We start from the raw sequence: 22801 nt of genomic DNA on the forward strand, positions 1-22801 counted from the left end.
GGGATTGAGGTGTGAGACTGGTCGGCGACCCGGCCGGAAACTCGTTACGGCTGCTTCCTTCCGGACCTGACCGGGTTGGCGAGGCGACCGTCCGCCGCCAGCCTCACGGTGCGACTATATCAGACTGTCGGCCCTTGGCGGCAAGAGGGCGTATGAGGTTGCTGGCGAGAGCGGCGTAAGCGGGTCAGCCAGAGTGCGATTCACCCCTCAGGCTATCTTCCTCTAGCCCCGCTTCGTAGCGGTGAGTGTCAGGGTGGGACCGTAGGGGGCGGGGGCAAAGCGGATCAGGCGTCCGGTACCGTCGTGCCAGAGGTTGCGGGCGATCTCTCCGCTTCCGTCGTGAAGTGGAGGCGATAGTCCCCTGGGAAGACCGGAGACGTTTCGGCTGGGGCTGCGATGGTTGCGGTGAGTGAGGAAGCCGCCAGCGCCATACCGGACAGGAAGGTCCAGCGTGTCGACTTTATTTCCATAATTCGCGAAGTCTCGCGCGCCGCGTTGCCTGGGGCAAGCCGCTGTGCCACTTTCGCCGGCATGTTGCTGCCGGCGTCCAGATCGTTTTCCCCGAATGTCTATGCGGCGGGTCCGTTGGACCGTGCCGAAGAGCTGCGACGGGACGAGGCCAGGCTGGCCTGCGCGTTGACGGAACCGGCCAGCCTTTTCGTTCCGGTCTGGCGAGATCGTCATCTCTTTCGCGAAGACGGCTGCGGCGGCGCGGAAGCAATTTTTCTATCTGCCGACCGCGCCGAGGCCCTTATGGCCGGTGGCGCCGACTCCTGTTTTCTCGGACTTCGCGAACAGATCGCACACTTCGCGCTCGACCTTGGCCATCTGGAGATACCGGATCACGCACCGGCCTTGGCGGGGCTTGGCGACTTTGCCGACCTCCGGAGTATCGGCCCGCTGTTGGCCCGGCACGACAGTGCCATCCTGGCGCACGCGCGTGCCCTGGTACACTGGCATGGGCGGCATCGTTTCTGTGGGCTTTGCGGTGGAGCGACCCGCTCGGAACAGGGCGGACATCTTCGCCGCTGTCAGAACCCGGACTGCGGAGCTCTTCATTTTCCGCGAACCGACCCAGCGGTGATCATGCTGGTGCACGACGGAGGCGATCGCTGCGTGCTCGGGCGGCAGGCGCGGTTCCCCGCCGGAATGCATTCGACCTTGGCCGGATTCGTCGAACCTGGAGAAAGCCTGGAAGACACGGTCCTGCGTGAAGTCCAGGAGGAAGTGGGACTGACGGTGCGAGAGGTAACGTATCACTCCAGCCAGCCTTGGCCCTTTCCGTCTTCGCTCATGCTGGGTTTCTATGCCGTTGCCGATCCGGGCAAGTTGAAGATCGATCGCCATGAACTGGAGACTGCGGCTTGGTTCAGCCGCGCCGAGCTCCTGAACTCGCCCGAGGATGACAGCTTTCGCTTGCCGCGCCCGGACTCTATCGCACGCCGCCTTGTTTCGGACTGGTTGACGGGAGAGTGGCGGCAGGACTTGGAGCGGCAAAAGGCCTGACTCAAGGATCTGTCAAAAGACGATTGCGCTCTAGGAACTGGCTGCCCTGGACTCTGCACCTCCGGCCTCCGTGCCCTTGACGTCCGCGTCTTTGGCGTCCGGAGCAAGCAGAAGAGCGAGGCACTGAAGCGTTCGCTCTACCTCGCTCTCGGCCGGATCGAAGGCTATGGCGATCTCGTTGCCGGTTTGGCGAACGCAAACCCCTGTCAAGGTTCCGGCGGCGGCATGTCGAACGATCACCTTGTCGCCGGTAACCGGTGGGTAACTTGCTCGAACGCGCAGGCCGCCTCGGGATACGTCGCGGACCTCTGCGACCGCTATCTGCTTGCCGATCTCAAGGGTGACTTCCACGTTGCTGGCTTCCACCCGCAGCGTCTGGCGGCGCTCTACGGGTGGCCGATTGGCGTCTTCCGGACTTCCGGCAGTTGGGCGTTCGGCACTCATGCTTCGGCGGCCTCCAAGCAACAGCCCTCCAAGCTGCTGTATCCAAGTTAGCGAGAGGTTAACGAAACGGATCCCGTTTGAGCTGAGATTCGGTTGCCCGAAAACCGCCGGTCTTCCACCTAGTTTCTTCTGCTACTGAAACGGCGCAGATAGTCGATGAGCGGCCGATCGCCCTCGAAGAGATGGAATTCCGAGCCCTGTGTTGCCTCTTCGGAGTGGGATTCGGCATCTGGCGGACCGATTTCGAGAACCCAGCGGCGGGTCTCGGCTCTTGGGTCGTCATCCGCCGTGATCGTTACCTGTTTCGAGGTCAAGCGGCCGACGAGTCGATAGGCAAAGGTGTCGCCTGAGCCGTCCAAGCTCAATGATTCCCAGGGCAGATCGCGAAGGAGCTCGTAGAGGCCGACCAAGGCGGCAGAAGTCATGCCCATCTCTCCCAGAGGCCCTTTCTCATTGTGGAAACGTCCCGAGAGGCCTCCCTATGTATATGGACGGTTCTAACAGGCGCTGCTACGGAAATAGCAGCTCTAATTGCATTTCAGACGATTTTTTCCCCGTATAAGAGTGTCTAGAGTTGCAAGTCTTGATGCCTGTCACTCGAACATATCGGGTTGGCTAACCTTCAAGTCGGACCAAATGGTTTGGAAATGCAGCCACCCGATGAAGTCGTTTCCGACGTGTTCGCGGCTATGGCGTGCGCGTTCTGGTGCGACCTGTTCCGCAGTTTGGCTGGTTGCCTCCACGGCAAGCTGCTGTTGGCAGCAGCGTTCCAATGCGATGAACCAGAAGGCAGCGTCATCGACTGAATGTCGGCTGGCGGTCAGCAGGCCGTGGTTTTGATGGATCACGGCACGCACGTCCGAGAAGGCCTCGGCGATGCCGTTGCCCGAGCCGTCCTTTACGGTCACGGCACCGGCCTGATCGGCCACTACTTTGTGGTCGTCGAAGAAAGCACAGGCGTCTTGACTGATTGGGGCCAACGGCTTGCCAAGTGCAGCGAAGGCCGTTCCGTAAAGCGTATGGGCATGGCACACGGCAACGATGTCGGGCTGCGCCTCGTGGATTGCAGCATGCAACACGAAACCGGCCCGATTGAGTGCGTGCCGCCCCTCGATCACCGTACCTTCGTGGTCGGCGAGAACCAGGTTGGAGACCTTGACCTGCCTGAAATGCACGGCCATGGGGTTGGTCCAGTAGAGATGCGGGTGTTCTGGATCGCGCACTGAGATATGGCCGGCGAAGCCATAGTCGAAATTCTGCAGTGCGAAGGCGCGGCAGGCGGCTACCAAGCGTTCTTTAAGATGCTGCCGTTCTGCGGCGGGATCTTCGAACACTGGAACTTCGGGAAAGGTCAAGCCGTCCTGGTCGGGCTGATAGATCGACACTCGATCGCCGATTGTGGCTGTCTTGTCGCCGCTCGTCTTTTCCGCAACTTTCAGCATTTCCGTCCCTTCCTCGATTTATAGCCTTTGGTCGTGAGTATAGTTGAACCGGTCGGAGACGCATCCGGAGCGACGACATAGCCGACATGCCCCAACCGAGGTGCCGAGAGAGAAGGTCTCCGCGACTGCTTGACCGGCAGGCGACGTGCGGAGATGGTGACGACAACGTTCGACCCGGAGACATCCAGCAATGGCCCCGAATCCTCCTCCGCCGAAGGCGGCGGCCAGCCTCATGCCGGTCTTCGCTACGCCGATCGGTCAGTTCTCGGTGCCGGCCGCCGCGCGGCTAAACCCGATTATCCGCAAGGCTGTGCTCGATCGCGAAGCCTCGACAGGCAGCGTCGCACGCTCGAACGCGGGCGGCTGGCATTCGCGTGCCGACCTGCTCGACTGGGGCGTGACCGAGATCGACGAGCTATCCGCGACTGTTCGGCAAGCTGCTCTCGCTGTGGCAGCACCGATGGCGTACGCAGCGAAACTGCAGGCAAAGGTGACGATGCAGGCCTGGGCCAACGTGACGCGGCGGGGGAACTACAACAAGATCCACGACCATCCGGGCTGGCATCTTTCCGCAGTCTACTACGTGGATGCTGGGCAAACGGATTCCGATGCGCCGCCGCAGTCCGGCTGGATTGAGTTCGTCGATCCACGAGGTGCAATGGGTTCCGAACCGCCTGGCGTCGATCCCGACAAGCCGGTCCGTTTGCCAGGCCGCAGCGGTGCGCTCTTCGGCAATATCTTCGCGCTGCCGCCGATCGATGGCGGCCTGCTTATCTTCCCGTCCTGGCTGCGCCACTGGGTACACCCTTACGCGGGCGTCGCAGAGCGGATTTCGCTAGCCTTCAATCTGCGGCTGGACGATGCGCGGCCGGTCGAAGAAAGATCGGGTCGCTGAGACTAAGACCGACTGCGATTCCGACTGGTCTCAACCGTGACTGACCCGGATTTGTCTGGGCGGCGACGTGGTATCATTTCTGTCGCAACTCCTCCGATGGCGGTGCCGCGTCGATTGGACGCTGGAGGATCGCCTGAGTTGGGATCGCTCTGACGATTGCCCTCTAGGCAGACCCCTTGGTTCCCCAATATGAGGTTTCCGGGAAATGGACTTTGCTCCGCAGCCAGTCTCGGATCGCGAGGATTTGGAGCACCACGTCTACCGAGAGTGTCTTTCCTTTGCTGCTGGCTTTCACTGCCGGTCGGAGCGATTGCTCCACGGCACCGGCGTGGGCGTGGCGCCTCGGGTGGGAGAATCTTCGTCAAAAGGCCGCTTTCGATCCCAGGTCTTCGGGGCTGGATCGCCCATTTCATGAGCTTCATCAGACGTTCCCAACAGTGGCGGCGTGGTGCTGTGGGTATCGCTACGAATTACTCTTAAAACGAGAAAAAGATAGCTCCCTAAAGGATTAAGGGACGCATCGCGGAATGTACAATTTTTGGCGAATACTCTCGGATGTGTACGATTGTTAGTGGTGATTGCTCATTTTTGCCCCAAGCGCGTCGTGTCTTTGTCTCGCGCGATGCTCTATTTCGTCTCTCGACGCGCCACACGGCCTCACACAGGATTTCATCCTAAACAAGAAACTAAACCAATTGCGGGGGAGGTTGCGTCACGCCTGGATGAGATGGCGTCAGTTGCGATAGCGGGCGTCGATTGCTCGACTGCACACAAGTGAGGTTCGTCGGGTTTCCCCTCTACGTACGCGGAGCAATGCCAGAATGTCTCGCAATCTCTCGATAGAGCCCCTTTCTGCCGACCTGCTAAGTCCGGATATCGACGTCAAGGTGCAAGCTCTCGAAGCGCCGGTCGAGGCCTACCGGGCTGATCCGCCGGCTACTTCGTTGCGGCGTGCCGAATACGAGAAGATGATCCGCAGCCTGAGAGGCTTGCCGGCGCGTCCCCGCCTCCTGCACATCGGAGCCAAGCCTTTCGAGGTACCGCTTGCGCTGGCTCGAGGCTTCATCACACCGGTTCTTGTGGTAAGTGCCGAAGACCAGCCGCTCGCCGAGTTGGGCGCCATCGCCGAAGCGCAGGGCATCGGGCACTTGATCCGAGGGGTCGCCGGAGACCCTTTGCTGCCGTCCGCACCCAGGCAAGGTTTCGACGCGATTTGGGTCGGCCAGGGCGTGGGCGTCCCCCTGGATGCCGACGCCTTCGCCGCCTGGAGGCTCTGTCTCAAGCCGTTCGGCTGGCTGGTCTTGGTCGTCGCAGCCTCGTCGGAGGATGGAGCCGCGGCGGACCAGCAGGAGGGGACGACTCTCAACTTGGTCCAAGGTTTGGCGCGGGCCGCCGGTTTCGCCGTTTCAGTCCATTCCTTGGCGCAGAAGGGCGACCGCATGACGGCGGAGGCTTACGTGGTCGCGCGCAAGCTGGATCGCGACCTTCGTCCGGAGGAGCTCTAGCTCGCCTGCCATGGTCTCAAAGAGGCGAAGTTAGAAACCCGCCGATCGCTCCACGGAGATGGTGTTGCTCGTTGCGGCCTGGACGCCGGAACCCGTGCCGAAACAGATCGATCCTTCGATGAAGACCCGTTCGATCAAGCCGCCGCCGCTGGAATCCGCTGCGATACACGGCCCCGTGCGGCTTTCGCTGGTACTTTCCATCGTGACCCAATGAAACAGAACGAACTCGATCAGACCATCGTTCTCCGTCTCCAGGCTGACGACAGGAGTGTCGGAATCGCCGATCGTATCGAACTCGCTGTATTCGATTTGCAGCTTGCTGACCTTGGCTTCGCCGCCGCCGATGGTCGAGGGGTTATCGACTACGAAGGCGCGCCCACTGACGGACCGGGTTTCGATGTTCGACCAGATTGTCTCGTTAACGAATGTCTGGTCGGCATTTTGGGGCAGGCGTATGATGAAGCCGTCGCCTGCGGCGCCGTCGCACTTCACATCGACAACCATCAAGTTCTCGATCCACGAAAAGGCCCGGCGCGGCTGAACCAGCAGGCAGTCGCCGGGCATGTCTTGGATCAACAGACGTTCCAGGCGCGGGTAGTCGCCCATGCTGACTCTAACTGCACGCCGCAGCTCTTCATTCCCACCAACCAGCCGGAAGCGCTCAAATCGGGATCCGAAAAGCTGACTTGCCGAACCGTCCGGCTGGCGGTTGCCCTGCCACCCGCCGATCTCGACGCAGGTGTCGGCCATACGACAGAGCAGTGCCGGCATTCCCAGACCCTGCAGATGGCGGTTGGCGACCACAACAGTGCTGTCCAGCTCGTAGACGCCTGCCGGAACCACCACCAACCCGTTGATCGGGGCGGCGTCGAGGGCGTTTTGAAAAGCTGCACTGTCGTCCTGGCCGTCGCCTGCAACAGCCCCGAAGTCGAGCACCGAGATCGGCTGAGACGAGGGAGCCGGAGTGGTCTGAGCCAAAGCGCCTGTCGATACTGGCAAAAGACTGGCGATCAGCCCTACGGACGTTGCCCGAGCCCAGTCTCGCAAAGAGAACGACCAGATTGTTTTCATCATTCGGAGCTACCTCGGTCATGCAGGAGTCAGGGTTCGGACGTCAGGAGTCACAGAGACTTCACGTGGAGACAGATGCCATTCGCCCAGTGTCTCTCTCAATCTAGGGCGCGCCCCGAGCCGGACATCGGTACTGGCGAGAACAATTTGCAGTCTCGAACGGGTCAATCTGAGACGGAAAGGAGGCGGGAATGCATCGGCCAAGCGTGAGCGTTGTCATTCCCACGCGAGACCGGCCGGACTGCCTGGCGGAAGCGATCGCCAGCGTGTTAGAGCAGAGGTATCCGGTTCTCGAGATCATCGTCGTTGACGACGTTTCGCAAGATCCGGCCGCCATACGGTCGGCAATCGGCAGCGACCCTCGGGTTCGCTTGATTCGAAACGAGCGTTCCTTGGGTGGCGGCGGAACCAGAAACCGCGGTGTTGCCAGCGCAACAGGAGATCTCGTCGCTTTTCTGGACGACGATGATCTTTGGCATCCCGAGAAACTCGAGCGGCAGGTCGCGACCTTGAACACCGCCGCGGATTGGCGGCGAACCCTGGTCTACTGCGCGCTGGAGGTACGCGGGAAGGACGGGGAGGTCCGTCTGCCGGCACGCGGAATCGGAGCAGATGAGGACGTCGGCGACTATCTCTGGCGCCGGGGAGGCTGGATCCAGACGAGTAGTTTCTTGTTGTCGCGGGAGCTGGCTGCCGAGATTCGGTTTCGTCCCGATTTGGCCGCACATCAGGATTGGGACTTCGTGATTCGTCTCGCTGCGGCGGGCGTCGCCTTCGCGTTCTTGCCCGAGGCGCTGGTGGTCTATCGCGACGATCATGCCGGGGCTCGCATCTCCCGTCGTCCCGATCCGCAGAGAAGCCTGGAATGGCTCGAGAGCGTCCGCCCGATGATCTCCGCGGGCGCCTATCGCGCCTTCCGGGCGCGCCGTGCGCCGCTTCTGGCTCGGGATCGGCCCTTGTCCGGGCTGACGGCGATCGGCGTCGCGCTTCGCCAGGGAGAGCTCGATCCTTTGCGTGCTCTTCGGCTTCTTGCCGCCTTTGCCGTCGCCTTTGTCGCTCCCATGGCCTACCGCGCCCTGCCGCAGATGCGGCTCAGAGGAAGGCAAAGACCCGCGTTGACCTCGCCGGTTCAGCCGTCTTCCAATCGGCTGGGGTCTTGATGGGGCGCAGACATGTGATCGTTGTGAGGCGACGCCGGTTCCACCGCGGCCACAGCATGATCGCAGGCATGATTGCAGCGCAGCATAGGCTCTGCCTGCAGACTTATGGGCATGATCGGCTTGTTGGGCGCCGATCCCTCGCATCGAACTTAACGCCGATTGCACACCCCGCTCCGCAGCGACTGAGCGAAAGGTTTTCATGCGCGTCTTGCTGATCTCAAATCTCTTCCCTCCCGAGGTTCTGGGCGGCGCGGAAATCATGGTCGAAGCGCTGGCGGAAGGGCTGCTCGAGCGGGACTGCGACGTGACGGTCGCCGCGCTGGCCGCGGACGGGGCGTGGCGTCTGGATCGGCCGAACGGTCTGTCGGTCGAGTTCGTCTCCGGCCATCCGCTCGGTAACGATCTGCTGGCCGAGAAGCGGGTTCGTTGGCGGCGGGCGGCCTGGTACCTGCTGGGCGAGGTCAATCTGCAGGCACGGCAGAGGCTTGGTCGCCTGATGGATGAGGTTCGCCCGGACGTGGTGCATACCAGCAATCTGACGGGCTTCGGTCCGCAAGCGATGGCTGCAGCCGCAGCGCGTGGCCTGCCGCTGGTTCACACGGTGCAGGACTACGGTCTCGTTTGCCTACGCGGCACAATGTTCAGGCAGGGACGGCCCTGTTCCGGCCAGTGCGGCGACTGCCGGGTTGGAACCACCTTGCGTCGTGTCGGCTCTCAGACCGTGCACAGCGTTGTCGGCTTGTCACAGGCCGTGCTCGATCGGCATATGGATAATGGCTACTTCCAGGCCTCGGAAGAGCAGCAGATCGTCCGCACGTGGCATCTGCACGGTGAGCCCCAGCATCCGCCCTTGCCGTCTGAGGCGACGACGCAAGGAACTCCGACTCCTGTCACTTTCGGTTACATCGGGCGCCTTCATCAAACCAAGGGCATCGACCGCTTGATCGAGGCCATGCGGCGTCTGGACGGGCATTCGGCACGGCTTCTGATCGGTGGGACAGGTAACGCCGATTTGGACGCGGAGTTGAAGCGGCAGGCCTCCGGTCTGCCCGTGGACTTCCTCGGCTGGGTCGACGCAAAGTCCTTCTTCCCGAGGATCGATGCCTTGATCGTACCCTCGATCTGGCACGAACCGCTGGGAATGGTGGTTCGAGAAGCGCACTGGTGGGGCCGGCCTGCCCTCGCGGCCCGGCGGGGCGGTCTGTCCGAGATCGTGCGCCATGGCACCGACGGACTGCTGTTCGATCCAGACGATGCCGAGGACTTCGCCAAGGCGCTCGCCGACTTTGCTGGCGACCGCGAGCTGCGTCGCCGACTGACCCATGGCGCCCGAACGACGGCCCCTGCCGACGGGCGCGGTGGCCTAGCCGAACGCTATCTCGATATCTATCGCCGGGCTATCGAGAGCAGCAGGCCAAGACTGGCGACACCGCCCGAGCCTCTGTCAGAAGCGACGGGGACTTAGCCATGAGGGTCGCAATCGTCGCGGGGGATTTTCCTGCTCTTTCAGAGACTTTCATTCTCAATCACGTTCTGGCTCTGCTTCGGGCCGGCGTAGACGTGCAGGTGATCGCTCACCGTCCGCGGCCCGATAGCCTGACCCATCCGGAGGTCTCTGAGTACAGGTTGCAGGAGCAAACCTGTTATCTGGGTCGCCCCCAGGATTACGGGGCCCGTCTTCGCGAGCTGCCGCGCCGCCTTTCGCAGTCAAGGTCCTTGCGCCGTCTGTCTCATTGGCCTTCGGCATGCAACCCCGCGAAGCTCGGACGCGCGGCGTTGGGATTGGACTTGCTTTACAGCGTGACGGGAGATTTGCCGGCCAATCCGCGCTTCGATGTGATTCATGCGCATTTCGGAGACGGAGGTGTGCGCGCCGCCTACCTCAGGGAACGCGGTTTCCTTCAAGGTCCTTTGGTAACGACTCTGCACGGCGCCGACGATACCTATGGGCCCCGCCCCCTCCGCTATCTTGCCAAGCGCGGCGACCTGCATCTTGCAATCAGTGAGTTTTGGGCGGGCGAACTGATGCGTCTCGGTTTTCCCGAGACGCGCGTGCGTGTGCATCATGTCGGTATCGACTGTAGCCGCTATGCTTTCGCACCACGCCGGGCCGTAGTCGATGAACCGCTGAGTCTGGTGACCGTCTGCCGTTTGGCACCGCGTAAGGGGGTTCAAGACGCTCTCGCGGCTTTAGCTGAGGTTCGGCGCCAGAGACCGAAACTCGACTTCACGTTCACCGTCATCGGCAGCGGTCCGATGGAGACGGAGCTGCGGACTCTGACGGGCCAGCTCGGCCTGGAGCGGCAGGTCCGTTTCCTCGGCGCGGTCGACCAGTCCCGCGTCGCCGAGGAACTCTCGAAAGCGGAAGTCTTCTTGCATCCCAGCTATACGACGCGCAGTGGCGAGCGCGAGGGCATTCCCGTCTCCATGATGGAGGCAATGGCCCGTGGGCTGGTTGTCGTCTCGACTCAGCATGCCGGGATTCCGGAACTGGTCGAACATGGCCGTAGCGGCTGGCTGGCGCGTGAACGCGATGTTCCCGCTCTCGCCGCATCGCTCCTGCGTATCGCCTCCTCGCGCGAGATGATCGCCGCTTGGGGTGCGGCCGGGCGACAAAGGGTCGAGACGGCCTTCAATCGTCAGGATCTCGATCGACAGCTGCTGGAGCTCTATCGCGAGCTAAGTGACGGCTGGTCGCCCGATATGCCTCGACGGCGGAGCCACCCGCCGCCGAGCGGTCGGGCTGCCTTCAAGCTCTCGACCGGTTGAGGGAGCTCGGGCGATGCTGCTGACCTTGCTCGCCGCTGCGACCGGAGTCGCCCTTACAATGCCGGGGATTTCGCTGCTTCATGCCGGCGGGATCGGCATCCAGCCTCTTTTGCCGTTGCTGGCGGCCGTCATCGCAGCCGGGATCATCGCACGCGGTGGGATCCCGATCGGGGCCCTGGGATGGCTGATGATGGTGGGCGTCGCCCTGGCGCTCTCCGCCTTGGTTTCAGTCGATCCCGGCGCATCGCTGCTCTACTTTGCGTTTCAACTCATGACGGCTGCCTTGGCTGCGTTGGGTTTCGGCTACCTGTTGGCGGAACGTTCGCTACGCGTCGCCTTTCTCAACGGTTACATCTTCGGTGCGCTCCTGTCCGCGGCTGCGTCGGTCCTGCAGTTCGTCACCTCCAGCTTTCTGGGTTTCGCCTTCCGTCTCGCGAACAATCAGAACTTCGAGCTGCTGGCACCCTGGGGACGCGGCATGGCCTTCACGGCGGAGGCTTCACTGCTGGCGACCGTGATGATGCCGGCCTTGCTCGCGGTTTATCTGGAACGGCAGCGGCCGGACAGCGTGATCCTGCCGGTCTTTCGAACCCTGCCGGCCTTGCTGCTGCTGCTGGCCGGCTATGTCGCCTCGAAGTCCTCGACCATCGTCTTTCTGCTACCGGCTTTGCTGTTGGCCGAGACGCTGATGCAAAGGGACCTCTTCGGTGCGATACGAAAGTACGCGCGCCACTTCGTCTTTTTCATCCTGCTGGCCGCGGCCTTCTATCCCCTCTACCAAAGTCGGCTCGCGGCGACGGACGCGCAGTTCTCGTCGGCGGGGCGCCTCGAGAAGATCATGGCCGGGCTGTCGATCGCCGGCGATCACCCTGTGCTCGGCGCCGGTCCGGGTATGGTCTCCGACCCGGTCTTCTTCGACCCCTATGTCAACCATATCGTCGATTGGAGTTGGAAAGACTTCGATGTTCCCGACAAGGGGATCGACTCGGCCGTCGTCCGCACGCTGGCGGAAAGCGGGGGCCTAGGCCTCTTGGCCACCTACTACCCCGTACTCCTGCTGTTTCTGGCAGCGGCAGCTATGGCGCGACGCCCCGATGTGCGGCCTTTCTTGCCCATTGCGGTCTGTCTCCTTTTTTCCCAGTCGCTGGTCTCGGGTTATCGGGATCTGACCATCTTCTATCTGCCGCTTGTGATCGGTGCCGTCGGGGCATTCATCTGTCGCCAATCCGAAGCCGAGATCGTCCGGTTCCGGGTCGAAGATCCGCTGCCGGCAGATCGTCGTCTTTCGCGTGAAGGGGTTTTGTCATGACCGACGCCGTTGCTACCCGCTTGCCGGGTCCGATCAACGATACGCCGCCGGCGGTGGGTCTTGGCGACATCTTCGGAATGATTCGCCGTCACTGGTTGCCGGCGGGTGCCATCGTCGCAATCATCTTCGCGCTCGGCGTTCTGGCGACCTTCGCCATGATCCCGAAGTATGAGGCGCAAGCGCTTGTGATGGTTCGCGGCGAGCAAATGGAGAGCCTTCAGGTCAGGATCGACCAACTTCGCGGCGAGCCTGGCTTTCCGACCGTACTGAGTGAGGCGGAGATCTTGAGTTCGCCCGGTTTGCTCGACAGCGTCGTCGAGCGTCTCAACCTGACGGCTGAGCCCGAATTCAATCCCCGCCTGGAGGACGACTTCGAGCTGCCTCCGGTTCGCGCCGCCTTTGCTCTAGGGCGCGAGCGTCTCGAAGCGCTTCTAGGTCTGACGCCTGAAGCGCCGGTACGCAACCCGGAGCTCGAGCGCCGCATCGTGCTGGCGCGCCTTCAGGGCGCGGTTTCCGTTGAGCCGCGCGGCCGATCCTATGTGGTGGAAGTGGGCGCAGTCTCCCGCTCGGCCGCGTCGGCTGCCCGCCTCGCCAACGGTATTTCCGAAGCTTATGTGGCAGCCGAGCGCGCGGAGCGCCTGACGCGTCTGGCGGCCCTCGATAGCTGGTTGGAAGAGCGTCTGCAGCAGCTCCGCCGGGAGGTGGTCACGCGGGCGGAGGCTGTCGAGGTCTTCCGTCAGACGCAGAACCTTTTCGAAGGGCAGTCCGGAAGTCTCCAGCTCGAGGAGTTGAGCGCACTCTCCAGTCGACTGGTTGAAGCTCAGGCCGATACGGCCCGCGCTGAAGCCCAGCTCTCAGAGGTTCGACGTGCGGCGGCCTCTGGTTCCGCGAGCGAGGCGCTGTCTCTCGCTGTCGATGCTCCCTTGATTCAAAGACTGCGTGCCGAGGAGATCGAGATGGCGAGCTTGCTTGCCCGGGTGTCGTCGACCCGTGGGCCGCAGCATCCGGAAGTGGTCTCGATTAATAGAGAGCTTGTCGAGTTGCGCGGCCGGATCGGAGGAGAGGTCGAGAAGATCGTTACCCTTGCAGAAGCGCGGCTTGCCAATGCGCGTGCGCGCGAACAGTCGATCGCGGAGTCGCGACAGACACTGAAGAACGAGATCGACGGCAACCGCGACGCCTACGTCCGCTTGACCGAGTTGGAACGTGAAGCGGAGTCCGCGCGTACTGCGCTCGACAGCTTCCAGATGCAGGCCAATCAACTGGTCGGTGCGGGAGAAATCGAACAGCCGACGGCTATGATGATTTCTCCGGCCACGTCTCCCTTGTCGCCGGCGCAGCCGAACCGCAAGGCACTCTTTGCGCTTTCGCTTGCCGCGGGTCTGATGCTCGCTGGTCTCTATGTCATCTTGCGAGAGGTGACGGAGCAGCGTGTGAAGAGCGGTGCCGAGTTGCGGCGTCTCTCTGGTGTTCGTTTATTGGCCGTCCTGCCACGCATCCGGGGGCTTCGGGTCCGTTCCCCGGCTGCGCGCCGCCGGTTGGAAAAGCGTCCCGATCCGGAGTTCGGTCAGGCGATGCGCCGTCTCTACGCGAGCATTCGCCATGGAGACAACAGCAGCAATCTCCGTTGCATCATGGTCTGTTCGGGAGAGTCCGGCGAGGGCAAGACCATCACATCGATCAGCCTTGCCCAGGAGGCGGCGGCGATTGGCCGCCGCACCCTGCTGATCGATCTGGACCTGCACAAGCGTGACGCAAGTCGCGCTTTTCCGGCCGGCGAACCGGAGGGAAGCGCCGATCCCGACCTGGCTGCCGTGATGGAACTGCCGGAACGGCTGGACGAGTTGCTGTGGCGCGGCGCCGCCGGTCGCTTGCGCGTGCTGCGGCCGCGTGCCGATCTCGTTGATCCGCTGGCCTATCTCGAGCATCCCAGGCTCGATGTCTTGCTGCGCGAGGCGCGGCGGCGCTTCGATCTGGTGATCATCGATACTCCGCCTCTGCTGACCTTGCCGGACTCCAGCTTTCTGCTCCGCCGCGTCGACGCCTGTCTTCTGCTGGTGCGTTGGAACCGGACCAAGCGGAGTGCCCTTCGGCAGTCGTTGGACCTATTGGCCGCCTTCGAGGCGCCTCTGCTCGGATGCGTCTTCACCCAGGTCAATCTCAAGCGCTACGGAGCGTACCAGCCCGCCGAAGATGCGGCTTATCATCGCCCGGCCGCCGTCTATGTCGCGGCCGAGCGGAAACGTCTGGTGGCGCCGACATGACGACTCTCGTTGTCAGCACCAGCTATCCCAAACCGACGGACGTCGGCCGGAAGGTCGTGATGTCCGGTTTCCTCGACTGGCTCGGCGCCTCCGGCGAAAAGGTCGTCTATGCCCATGTGGCACCGCGGCGACAGGAACGGCACGAGCGCTTGGGTGTCGATCTCTACGAGGCGCCGGTGGACCCCAGTTGGAGGCGGCTTGCAGCTATGGCGGTCGACGGCGTCCTGCGCGGTCGCACACCTTTGCAGATCGCGGCCGTCGGCGCTGTAGGAGCGGGCAACACATTGGCTCGCCTCGTCGGCAAGCTTTCTCCTGACCTCGTCATCGCAGACACGCTGCGCGTCGGACCTGTCCTGGATCGCCTACCTCTGGGCAATGCGCGCAAGATCGTCTACCTGGATGATCTTTATTCCCGGCGCTACGCGCGCTTGATCGAGACCTTGGACCGGCATCCTGACGCCGAGCTCAACAGTCTCGGGACCTTCGCGCGTTTTTTGCCGAGCTGGATGGCGCGGATCGCCCAGGCGCGCGGTTTGCAGCGAGCTTTGCTGCAGCGTGAAATGCGTTTGATGGAGCAGGCCGAAAACGTGGCCCCCGGACAGTTCGACCGCTGCCTGCTGATCAACGAGCAGGAAGCCGAAGTTCTACGCGCCCGAACCGGCGCACAGAACATCTTCAGCGTGCCACCCTACGTCCGCGTTCGGGAAGTGCCGCCGTCGGCTCGCCCGGTCGACCCGCCTCGGTTTCTCTTTTTGGGTAATCTCAGCTATCCGGCAAACGCCTACGGCCTGTCTCGGCTGCTTTCGGAGGCGGTGCCACAGCTCTTCGCGACGCTTCCGGGGGCGCGATTGGACATCGTCGGAGGTGGCGCAAGCCCCGCCTTGCGCGCTCAGGCCGCAAGCCTTGGCGAACGGGTGCGCCTTCATGGTTTCGTCGAGGATCTCGATGGCGTGCTGGCTCAGGCAACGGCTTTGGTCGCGCCGGTCATCTATGGAACGGGCGTGAAGATCAAGGTGATCGACGCTCTGGCACGCGGCCTGCCGATCGTCACGACCCCAACCGGGGTCGAGGGGATCGAGGTGGCGGACGGTTGCGAAGGCTTTGTCCGCGAGGAGCTCGCGGACTTTGTCGAACCGTTGCGCCAGTTGACCGATCCGGGCCTGAATCGTGCCTGTTCCGAGGCGGCGCTGCGCCTTTACCATCGGCGCTACAGACGCGATGCGACCTTTGCAGCCTATGAAGAGGCGTTCGCATGACAGCCTCGCCGGAGACCCCAAAGAGAACGAGCGACTCAGGCGCGACCTTCGTCTCGATCATCGTCTGTACGCGTGATCGCGCGGACGACCTCATTCGCTGTCTCGCCGCCATACGGGCATTGCAATGCCCCCCTATGGTGCAGATCGACGTCGTGGTCGTCGATAACGGGTCGCGCGACCGCACTCCCGAGGTTGTAGCTTCCGCCGCGGAGGGTAGTCCCTTCCCGATCCGACGCGTCTATCTGGCCGAGCCGGGCCTTGCACGCGCGAGGAACGCAGGCATCCAGGCCAGCCTCGGCGACTATGTGCTTTTCACCGACGACGACTGCCTGGTGGCCGCCGATTGGGTTGAATCCGCGATTCGAGTCATGGAGGCCGATCCCTCCATAGGATTGGCCGGCGGGCAGGTGAGGCTCCACAATCCCAGTGATCTCCCGGAGACGATCAAGCCTTCTCCTTACCTTGAGAAACCGCGTGGACCGGCGGATCTGCACGCTCTTCTGCTCGGTTGCAACATGATCATTCGGCGCTCGGTTCTCGACTCCATAGGCCTGTTCGACGACCGCTTCGGTGCCGGTAGCCGTTTCAAGTCATCGGAAGATACCGACATGGTTTACCGTGTTTATCGTTCGGGTTCCGGTGTGGTCTACGACCCCAGCTTCCTGGTGTCCCATAATCATGGGCGGCGCTCACTGCCGGAGATCCGGCGCCTACATCGCGGCTACAGGATCGGACGTGGCGCATTCTATGCGAAGCATCTTTTGCATGGCCGAATGGACGTGCTCTCCATACTTCTGCGTCAGTTGGTGCCGCACCGCCGCAGCGCCTATCCTTTGCCCAGTTGGCCGAGATATCTCCGCGCCGTCGTAGGCCAGTTCGCTCGCGCTCCTTGGTTGCTGGCTGGTGCGTTTCTCTATTGGCGGATCGGCGAAGACGCGGCCCATGTCTAGAACGATGACGCAAGACGCAGGCAACGTCGTACCGCTCGCCCAACTTCGCGGGACGTCGCCCATGCAACAAGACGTCGAGCTTCAGGGGCGTCTAAGGGAGCTCCGGTCGAAGCTCCTAACGCTCGGGGCGCTGCTGCCAAGCAACCGTCCGATTCTTTACCTGGACTATCCTCTGCACCTGAATGTGGGCGACCTTTGCCTCCAACTGGGGGCGGAGCAACTCTTCTCTGACCTCGGTTTGCGCGTGATCGGTCGTGCCTCGATGTTCAACGGCGCGCCGTTGTTGCGGCGGCGCTTCGATCCCTCCGTGACGATCGTCTTGCACGCCGGCGGGAATCTTGGCGATCTCTGGCCGGGCCATCAGGACTTTCGCGAAGCTGTCGTTGCCGCCTTTCCTGGGAACCGAATCGTCGTCCTGCCGCAGTCGCTGCATTTCGCCGACAGACAGGGGTTCGAAGCCTGCATGGCGCGTTGGGTGCGTCACCCGGATCTGCATCTGGTGCTGCGCGACCGCCTGTCCTACGAGCGCGTCGCGGAGCATCTGGGCGAACGGGCCTACCTTGCGCCCGATCTGGCGCATGGTCTCTACGAACGCGCGCCCTTTGGCGAAAGGGCGGAAAGGTCGGGCAAGGGAACGATGCGCCTGGTGAGACAGGATGTCGAAGCGCTCGTCCTGCCCGATCACACGGCTGCGGCAGACCGGCATTTCGACTGGGCGCAGATCTATACATCTGCGGATCGCCGCGCCTATGCGCTTCTGCGCCGTCTGCATCGGCTCGACAGCCGTTTGCCGGTGAGTCTGCCCATCTACGCAGCCTGGAGGCGATTTGCGGAGCGGGCCGTTGCGCGGGGAAGCGATCATCTCTGCCGTTTCGCGGAAGTCGATTCAGACCGTCTGCACGGCATGCTGATGTCGCTGCTCTTGCATCGTCGGGTTCGTTGGCGGGAAAGCCGGACAGGCAAGACGAGTGCCTATGTGTCGACCTGGTTGTTGGACCTTCCAGGGTCGACTCTGTCGCAATCGAGACGGGCGGGATAGACGTTAGAAACCGCTGCGCAGGCCCACAAAAACGCTGTTCCTGACGAAGCCTGCGTCGTCGGCGTCCGAAGTCCGGCGGTCGAACTGGTAGCTTCCCGAAAGGGCGACCCACCGGTTGAGCCGGTAGCTGGCACCGACCCCGATCGTGAAGCGGGTGTCGGAGCGGTCGAGCCCCTGATAGTCGTCGAGCCGTAGTCTCAGATCGGCATCCAGTGTCGTACGGCTTGTCAGGGCATGTTCGACTTCCAGACTAGCCTCGGTGCGAATACGGGAGTCGGCCTGTTCGTCCCCTTCTTCGACGAAGCTCGTTTCCTCCTGCCGGTCGACGGTGAAGCTGATGTCGGTCAGGGGAGTCACGTTCCAGGTCAGGCTGCCGTTTAACTGCAGTCCGGTGAAGTCTTCGCGGTCGGGATCGACGAAGTCTTCTTGGAAGAGGCCGATACCGAGCTCGGCCTCGATCAGTTTGCCCAGTTCGAAGGTACTTCCGACGAGCCCCCGCTTCGTCAGCGAGTCCTGATCCAGACCGCCCCCGTCGGGCTCGTCGAAGTCGCGCCAGGTCACCCCGGGCTGTATGAAGGTACTGAAGGCCGGAGAGACCCGGAAACCTATCCGCAGATTGCCGTCGTAGCGGGTGAACTCGCGGTCGGAGCGGATCTCGGAGGCGAAGTTGCGCCTTGTGATGCTGCCGTTCGGCGCCAGGCTGAAGCGATTGGGGCTCCAGCGGGCACTGGCGTTGGCGCCGAAGTCGTTATAGACGAAGCGCTGAGCACCACCGTCCGTGTCGGCGTCGGTGCGGTCCTCGCTCGCTCGCGTGAAGTTCAGCCGGCCGTTGAGGTCAAGATCGTTGGTGGCTGTGTAGCTGAGAGCCGTCGAGGCGAGGTAGGTCTCTTCGTTCTCGTCCGTCTCCGTCGCATAGCGGTCGAACCTGGCTGAACCAAGCAGGGACCAGTCGAAATCCCGGCCGTCCATGTTGACCTGAAGGGCGGGCTGAAAGATCGCGGCGATATCCCCCGCGGCGTCGTTCTCGCTAGCTCGAACGTTGTCGTTCGCCAGCACTCCGAAGCCGAGAGTGGGGAGAACGGTTGTAGGACCGAACTGCAAGGCTCCACCGAGATCTTGAGCCCGGGAAACTGGCGCGGCGGCCGCGAGCACGGCGATGGAGAGAAAAAGTGCGGAGCCCCGCATGCTGGCGGACCGTCTTCTAGAAGTACCGTTCCAGAACGCGGATCACGTCGCCAGGCTGGATGCGCACCTCCGGTCCGGCTTGGCCCTGTAGGGTGGTGCCGTCGCGCGCCCGGGTGATCTCGAAGAGGTCGCGACGGCCACGGTCGGTGAAGCCCCCGGCGATTGCAACGGCTGTCAGCACCGTCATATCGCTGACGTAGGGATAGCTGCCCGGTCCGGCGACCTCGCCCAGGATGAAGAAGGGGCGATACGTTCGAACTTCGACGCTGACGGCCGGATCGAGAACGACCTCCGCGCTCTGCAGTTCCGCTGTGATCCGTTCGGCGAGGCTGTCGGCTGTGACACCGCTTGCCTCGACGCCCGGGATCAGAGGAACCGCGATCTCCCCGGAGTCGGATACGAGATAGGAGCCTGTCAGTTCCGGTTGCCCGAAAACGGTGACGCGCACCTCGTCGCCTGGGCCGAGCAGATACTCGCCGAACTGTTGCTCGTTCTCGATCGGTGGAAGGTCGCTGACGCTTTCGCAAGAAACCAGGGCCAAACCGACGAAGAGTTTCAGGGCAAGCAACGAAAAGCGTTTCATTTCCGACTCCCAATCGAGGCTGCGGTCGCCTGCGTGGCGCTCAGTCGCTGTCGAGCTTCCTGAAACAAGCCTATCACCCGATCACGAGCGAACAAGAGCAGGAATGCGACGAATGCGAGCGCACCAACCGAAATGGCGGCAGCGGTGAGTTGTAGGACTGAGGCGTGAACTGGGGCCCAGGCAAGCGCGAACAGGACCGCGCCGGCCATAGCGGCCGCGCAGCAGAGAATTCCGGCAAGCGGGAGATAGCGGACCAGGAAACCCTGCCCGGTCAGATGACGAACCAACAGAACACGCAGCGGCCAGACCAGAAACAGCTGGCGGGCCAGCATGGCGATGGCGACCAGGGTGATGGACTCCGTCGCGGCGAGCGGCAGAAGGATCACGCCGGCGCCGAAGAAGATCAGGGCCTGGTACAACACCAGATCCGGCCGCCCGAGGGCACGCGCCAGGACCGGCGTGTTGAACTCGATTGCCATCGGCAGACCGGCGAGACAGAGAATCTGCAGAGCAAGCACCATCGGTAGCCAGTCCGGCCCGAGAACGAGTTCGACGGCGAGGGGGGCGATGGCGGCCAGGCCCAGAAGGGCCGGGAAGCTCGTCAAGGCAATGGCTCTCTCCAGAAAGTGCAGCAGAGCCTTGATGCGAGACCCGTCGGTCTGCAACCGGGCGAAGGCCGGTAAGGCGACCTGGTTGACCGGTGCCAGCAACAGCTGAATCAGCATTTCCAGAACCCGCCGGGCCATGGCGAAGAAGCCGACCTCGGCGACACCGAGAAAGAGACCGATTGCAAAAGGCGCGATCCGTTGGTCGGCGATGATGACCAGGCGGCTACCTGTACTGTAGACGCCGTAGCCGGCGAGGTCGCGCAGGTGCCGAAGCGAGAGACGGAAGCTCGGACGCCAGCCGGCCGCGATCCACATGCAGAGCAACACCGTGAAAGCTGTCGTGAGATGCATCGCGACGAGCGCCCAAACGCCTTGTCCATCGAACGCGAGCCAGAGCCCGATGCCACCGCCGGCCCCAAGCGAGAGGAGTGCGCGGATCGCGAAGGGCCGGAACCGCAGGTCGCGTTTCAGACGCGCCGTCGGGACGGCTGCAAGGGCTGTCAGTGGCAGGTAGAACGCCAGGGCTTGCAGAACTGAGGACAGTTCGGCGACGTCGAACAGACCTGCGAAGAGCGGCGCTATGGCAATCAATGTAGCTGCGAGAAGAAGAGACAGAACTGTGACGGCCCAGAAGGCACTGTCGAGATGCAGTGGCTCGATCTCCTGCCTTTGGACCAGCCGTTCTACCGCACCGTCGGACACGGCGGCTTCGAAGATCGAAATCAAAGCCATGGCGAGCACGACGATGCCGATCGCTTCCGCACCGACCTGACGGGCGATCATAACGAAAACGGTCAGGCCGATCGCCTGCCGGACCAACGTCTCGGCACTCGACCAAAGAGTTCCCGTCACGAGTCTGCGTGTGAACTGCAAGAGCCCTTGCCTTCCCGCCCGTTGCTTCCCGCTCCTGAGAGCGGCTTGGACTCAAGTGGAGACGCAGCCGCCTCCCTGTCGTTCGTCACCGCGCGCCAAAGACGTGAGACAGACGAACGATCTTAGCTGAACTCGAGCTGGCGACGGTACCAAGGGTTTTCCGGCTCGACAGCCGGCGATCGATCCCGCGCACCATCCGTGACGCGGTGTCGTCGAGGTGTGATTTATTTGGGATGACTCGGGGGTGTTGCCGGGACAATTCAGTTAAAGGCATGTGATGCAAATATAGCTGCAAATCACAGTCTGTAAAAAACGAAGGTAAGACCTGAACACTATTTTTGTTGAGGTTGATTTGTCAGGCACCGCTCAAGATGCTGCAGCGCGTCATAAAGGGTCGGCGCTGGATTTTCACGCGACGACAGCAGCGATGAAGGGGGCATGCCAATGCCGGCTTCGATTGAGTGGACAGAAGGCAGGCCAGGTGCGGCTCTGGCTCGGGTCAATCCCGATCTGAGTCACCGCGTCCTGCGGATGTTCGATCTTCCCGTGATTTTCGGTCTCGGTGGACTGCTTTACTTCGTGGTCGTGGAGCAGCGTCTGGGCCTGGAGGCTCGCGAAGGCTATCTGTTTGTCGCTCTCTTGGCGGCTGCTCTTCACCTGGTGATCCAGCAGGCCGTCGCGTCGAAGCGAGACCCCTCTTTCTCCGTTCTGATCCGTAGCGCTCTAGCTGCCTGGAGTCTGTCCGTGGTGCTGCTGATCGTCCTCAGCTTCGGGCTGCAGGTGGGCGATCAGTTCTCACGCTTGTGGGCTTTGCTCTTCTTCGCCACCGGTGGGGTCTATCTGATCGGGTCGCGCCTGCTGTTTGCCCGCCGTCTTCGGCGGTTGGCCGACGCCGGTCGGTTGCGCAAGCGCGTGGCGATCTTCGGCGCGGGCGAGGGCGGACGGGATCTGATCCGACGCTGGTCGAGCCTGGGGCGGCACGGGCCGCAGGTGGTCGGAATCTACGACGATGCGCCCCACGGGACCGGCCTCCGCGAAGGCTACCGGGAGGGCGGTCTCGATGCCTTGTTGACGGCTTGCCGCTCTCATTTGGTTGACAGCGTGATCGTCTCGGCCCCGCTGGACAAGGTCGACCGCATGTCCGAGGGCCTGCGCGAACTGCGCCAGCTTCCCGTCGATATCCTCCTGAATTTGGAGGGATTGGAACGCTTCGGAGATGCGCGACTGCTGCGCTTCGAGGGGGCCGGTATGGTCGAACTGGCGCGCCGGCCGCTCGACGACGCTCAAATGATGCTGAAGCGTATCGAGGACATCGTGGTGGCTGGCGGCTTGCTTCTGCTGACGGCTCCGCTGTTCGCCGTCATCGCCTTGGCCGTCAAGCTCGAAAGCCCCGGGCCTCTGTTCTTCGTGCAGCGGCGCTATGGCTATGGTGGCCGGCTGATCGGGGTGTTGAAGTTCCGCAGCATGCGCCACGAGGAGAGTGACCAGCAGGGCAGCCGCCTCACGATGCCGGGCGATTCCCGAATCACGCGCGTCGGACGCGTCATCCGAAAGTTCAGCCTCGATGAGTTGCCCCAGCTTATCAACGTCCTGCGCGGTGAGATGTCGATGGTTGGCCCACGCCCCCATCCACTGCAGGCGAAGGCCGGTGAGCGGCTCTACGACCAGGTGGTCGAGGACTTCTACGCGCGCTACCGCGTGCCCCCCGGTATTACCGGTCTGGCCCAGGTCAGCGGTCTGCGCGGGCAGACCGATACGGAGCAGAAGCTGATCGACCGGGTCGCCGCCGATCTCCAGTACATCGAGACCTGGTCGCTCTGGCTGGACATCAAGATTCTCGCCCGAACCGTCTTCAAGGTCGTGGAGGCGGAGAACGCCGTCTGATCCCCGGCCGCGCCGGTCGGATCCGGCCGGTCAGGGTTTCCGCACCCCGATGTCGCCC

General features: G+C 62.8%; 20 protein-coding genes and 1 other RNA gene. 12 read left to right on the forward strand and 9 right to left on the reverse strand.

Going from position 1 to position 22801, the window contains the following annotated elements:
* Nucleotides 1–9 precede the first annotated feature (9 nt).
* Both ffs and ACO054_RS19960 read right to left on the reverse strand, forming a co-directional pair.
* Nucleotides 10–106, reverse strand: an RNA gene (ffs, locus tag ACO054_RS19955) — signal recognition particle sRNA small type.
* A gap of 178 nt (nt 107–284) precedes the next feature.
* Complete coding sequence (locus tag ACO054_RS19960; protein ID WP_421708338.1) at nt 285–470, reverse strand: hypothetical protein; 186 nt, start codon at nt 468–470, stop codon at nt 285–287.
* A gap of 115 nt (nt 471–585) precedes the next feature.
* Here ACO054_RS19960 and nudC point away from each other — a divergent pair, with 115 nt between their 5' ends.
* Entirely contained in the window at nt 586–1506 is a 921-nt protein-coding gene (gene nudC / locus ACO054_RS19965) for an NAD(+) diphosphatase (protein ID WP_421708339.1), read from the forward strand.
* A gap of 30 nt (nt 1507–1536) precedes the next feature.
* On the opposite strand, the gene ACO054_RS19970 is transcribed toward nudC, so the two are convergent.
* The 3 genes from ACO054_RS19970 to ACO054_RS19980 all read right to left on the reverse strand — a co-directional run bounded on the left by ACO054_RS19970 (nt 1537) and on the right by ACO054_RS19980 (nt 3392).
* Entirely contained in the window at nt 1537–1950 is a 414-nt protein-coding gene (locus tag ACO054_RS19970; RefSeq protein WP_421708340.1) for a PilZ domain-containing protein, read from the reverse strand.
* A gap of 119 nt (nt 1951–2069) precedes the next feature.
* The gene (locus tag ACO054_RS19975; protein WP_421708341.1) at nt 2070–2375 is read right to left on the reverse strand and encodes a hypothetical protein; all 306 of its coding nucleotides are present in this window, start codon (nt 2373–2375) and stop codon (nt 2070–2072) included.
* A gap of 168 nt (nt 2376–2543) precedes the next feature.
* Complete coding sequence (locus tag ACO054_RS19980; protein ID WP_421708342.1) at nt 2544–3392, reverse strand: class II aldolase/adducin family protein; 849 nt, start codon at nt 3390–3392, stop codon at nt 2544–2546.
* 190 nt (nt 3393–3582) lie between these two features.
* On the opposite strand from ACO054_RS19980, the gene ACO054_RS19985 reads away from it, so the two are divergent.
* Nucleotides 3583–4287, forward strand: a complete 705-nt coding sequence (locus tag ACO054_RS19985; protein WP_421708343.1) for a 2OG-Fe(II) oxygenase family protein — start codon at nt 3583–3585, stop codon at nt 4285–4287.
* Nucleotides 4288–5108: 821 nt separating this feature from the next.
* Nucleotides 5109–5792 (forward strand): hypothetical protein, encoded by a 684-nt coding sequence (locus tag ACO054_RS19990; RefSeq protein WP_421708344.1) that lies wholly within the window; start codon nt 5109–5111, stop codon nt 5790–5792.
* Between the two features lie 30 nt (nt 5793–5822).
* Here ACO054_RS19990 and ACO054_RS19995 read toward each other — a convergent pair whose 3' ends face one another.
* A complete protein-coding gene (locus ACO054_RS19995) occupies nt 5823–6770 on the reverse strand; it encodes a glycosyl hydrolase family 28-related protein (protein WP_421708345.1) in 948 nt (315 codons plus the stop codon).
* A gap of 284 nt (nt 6771–7054) precedes the next feature.
* Here ACO054_RS19995 and ACO054_RS20000 point away from each other — a divergent pair, with 284 nt between their 5' ends.
* The 8 genes from ACO054_RS20000 (at nt 7055) to ACO054_RS20035 (ending at nt 17610) form a co-directional block, all read left to right on the forward strand.
* Nucleotides 7055–8023 carry a glycosyltransferase family 2 protein gene (locus tag ACO054_RS20000; protein ID WP_421708346.1) on the forward strand — a complete coding sequence of 323 codons (969 nt, stop codon included), beginning with the start codon at nt 7055–7057 and terminating at the stop codon, nt 8021–8023.
* A gap of 199 nt (nt 8024–8222) precedes the next feature.
* Nucleotides 8223–9488, forward strand: coding sequence for a glycosyltransferase family 4 protein (locus tag ACO054_RS20005; RefSeq protein ID WP_421708347.1), 1266 nt, complete (start codon nt 8223–8225; stop codon nt 9486–9488).
* Nucleotides 9489–9490: 2 nt separating this feature from the next.
* The gene (locus tag ACO054_RS20010; protein ID WP_421708348.1) at nt 9491–10792 is read left to right on the forward strand and encodes a glycosyltransferase; all 1302 of its coding nucleotides are present in this window, start codon (nt 9491–9493) and stop codon (nt 10790–10792) included.
* Between the two features lie 13 nt (nt 10793–10805).
* The gene (locus tag ACO054_RS20015) at nt 10806–12101 is read left to right on the forward strand and encodes a hypothetical protein (protein WP_421708349.1); all 1296 of its coding nucleotides are present in this window, start codon (nt 10806–10808) and stop codon (nt 12099–12101) included.
* Nucleotides 12098–14365, forward strand: a complete 2268-nt coding sequence (locus ACO054_RS20020) for a GumC family protein (RefSeq protein WP_421708350.1) — start codon at nt 12098–12100, stop codon at nt 14363–14365. Before ACO054_RS20015 ends, ACO054_RS20020 begins: the two co-directional genes overlap by 4 nt.
* Nucleotides 14362–15621 (forward strand): glycosyltransferase family 4 protein, encoded by a 1260-nt coding sequence (locus tag ACO054_RS20025; protein ID WP_421708351.1) that lies wholly within the window; start codon nt 14362–14364, stop codon nt 15619–15621. The genes ACO054_RS20020 and ACO054_RS20025 overlap by 4 nt, the downstream gene beginning before the upstream one ends.
* A complete protein-coding gene (locus ACO054_RS20030; RefSeq protein WP_421708352.1) occupies nt 15618–16571 on the forward strand; it encodes a glycosyltransferase family 2 protein in 954 nt (317 codons plus the stop codon). The genes ACO054_RS20025 and ACO054_RS20030 overlap by 4 nt, the downstream gene beginning before the upstream one ends.
* A complete protein-coding gene (locus ACO054_RS20035; RefSeq protein ID WP_421708353.1) occupies nt 16564–17610 on the forward strand; it encodes a polysaccharide pyruvyl transferase family protein in 1047 nt (348 codons plus the stop codon). The genes ACO054_RS20030 and ACO054_RS20035 overlap by 8 nt, the downstream gene beginning before the upstream one ends.
* Before the next feature lie 3 nt (nt 17611–17613).
* Here the strand turns inward: ACO054_RS20035 and ACO054_RS20040 are convergent, their stop codons facing one another.
* Genes ACO054_RS20040 through ACO054_RS20050 form a run of 3 tightly spaced genes read right to left on the reverse strand, consistent with a single transcriptional unit; the run spans nt 17614 to nt 20859 of the window.
* Nucleotides 17614–18795 (reverse strand): outer membrane beta-barrel protein, encoded by a 1182-nt coding sequence (locus ACO054_RS20040; protein WP_421708354.1) that lies wholly within the window; start codon nt 18793–18795, stop codon nt 17614–17616.
* A 16-nt stretch (nt 18796–18811) separates the two neighbouring features.
* Nucleotides 18812–19378, reverse strand: coding sequence for a polysaccharide biosynthesis/export family protein (locus ACO054_RS20045; protein ID WP_421708355.1), 567 nt, complete (start codon nt 19376–19378; stop codon nt 18812–18814).
* Nucleotides 19375–20859, reverse strand: a complete 1485-nt coding sequence (locus tag ACO054_RS20050; protein WP_421708356.1) for a lipopolysaccharide biosynthesis protein — start codon at nt 20857–20859, stop codon at nt 19375–19377. The genes ACO054_RS20045 and ACO054_RS20050 overlap by 4 nt, the downstream gene beginning before the upstream one ends.
* 444 nt (nt 20860–21303) lie before the next feature.
* On the opposite strand from ACO054_RS20050, the gene ACO054_RS20055 reads away from it, so the two are divergent.
* Nucleotides 21304–22743, forward strand: coding sequence for an exopolysaccharide biosynthesis polyprenyl glycosylphosphotransferase (locus ACO054_RS20055; protein WP_421708357.1), 1440 nt, complete (start codon nt 21304–21306; stop codon nt 22741–22743).
* Nucleotides 22744–22801 lie beyond the last annotated feature (58 nt).

The sequence above is a fragment of the Algihabitans sp. genome, from assembly GCF_965226985.1.
Lineage (GTDB): Bacteria > Pseudomonadota > Alphaproteobacteria > Kiloniellales > DSM-21159 > Algihabitans.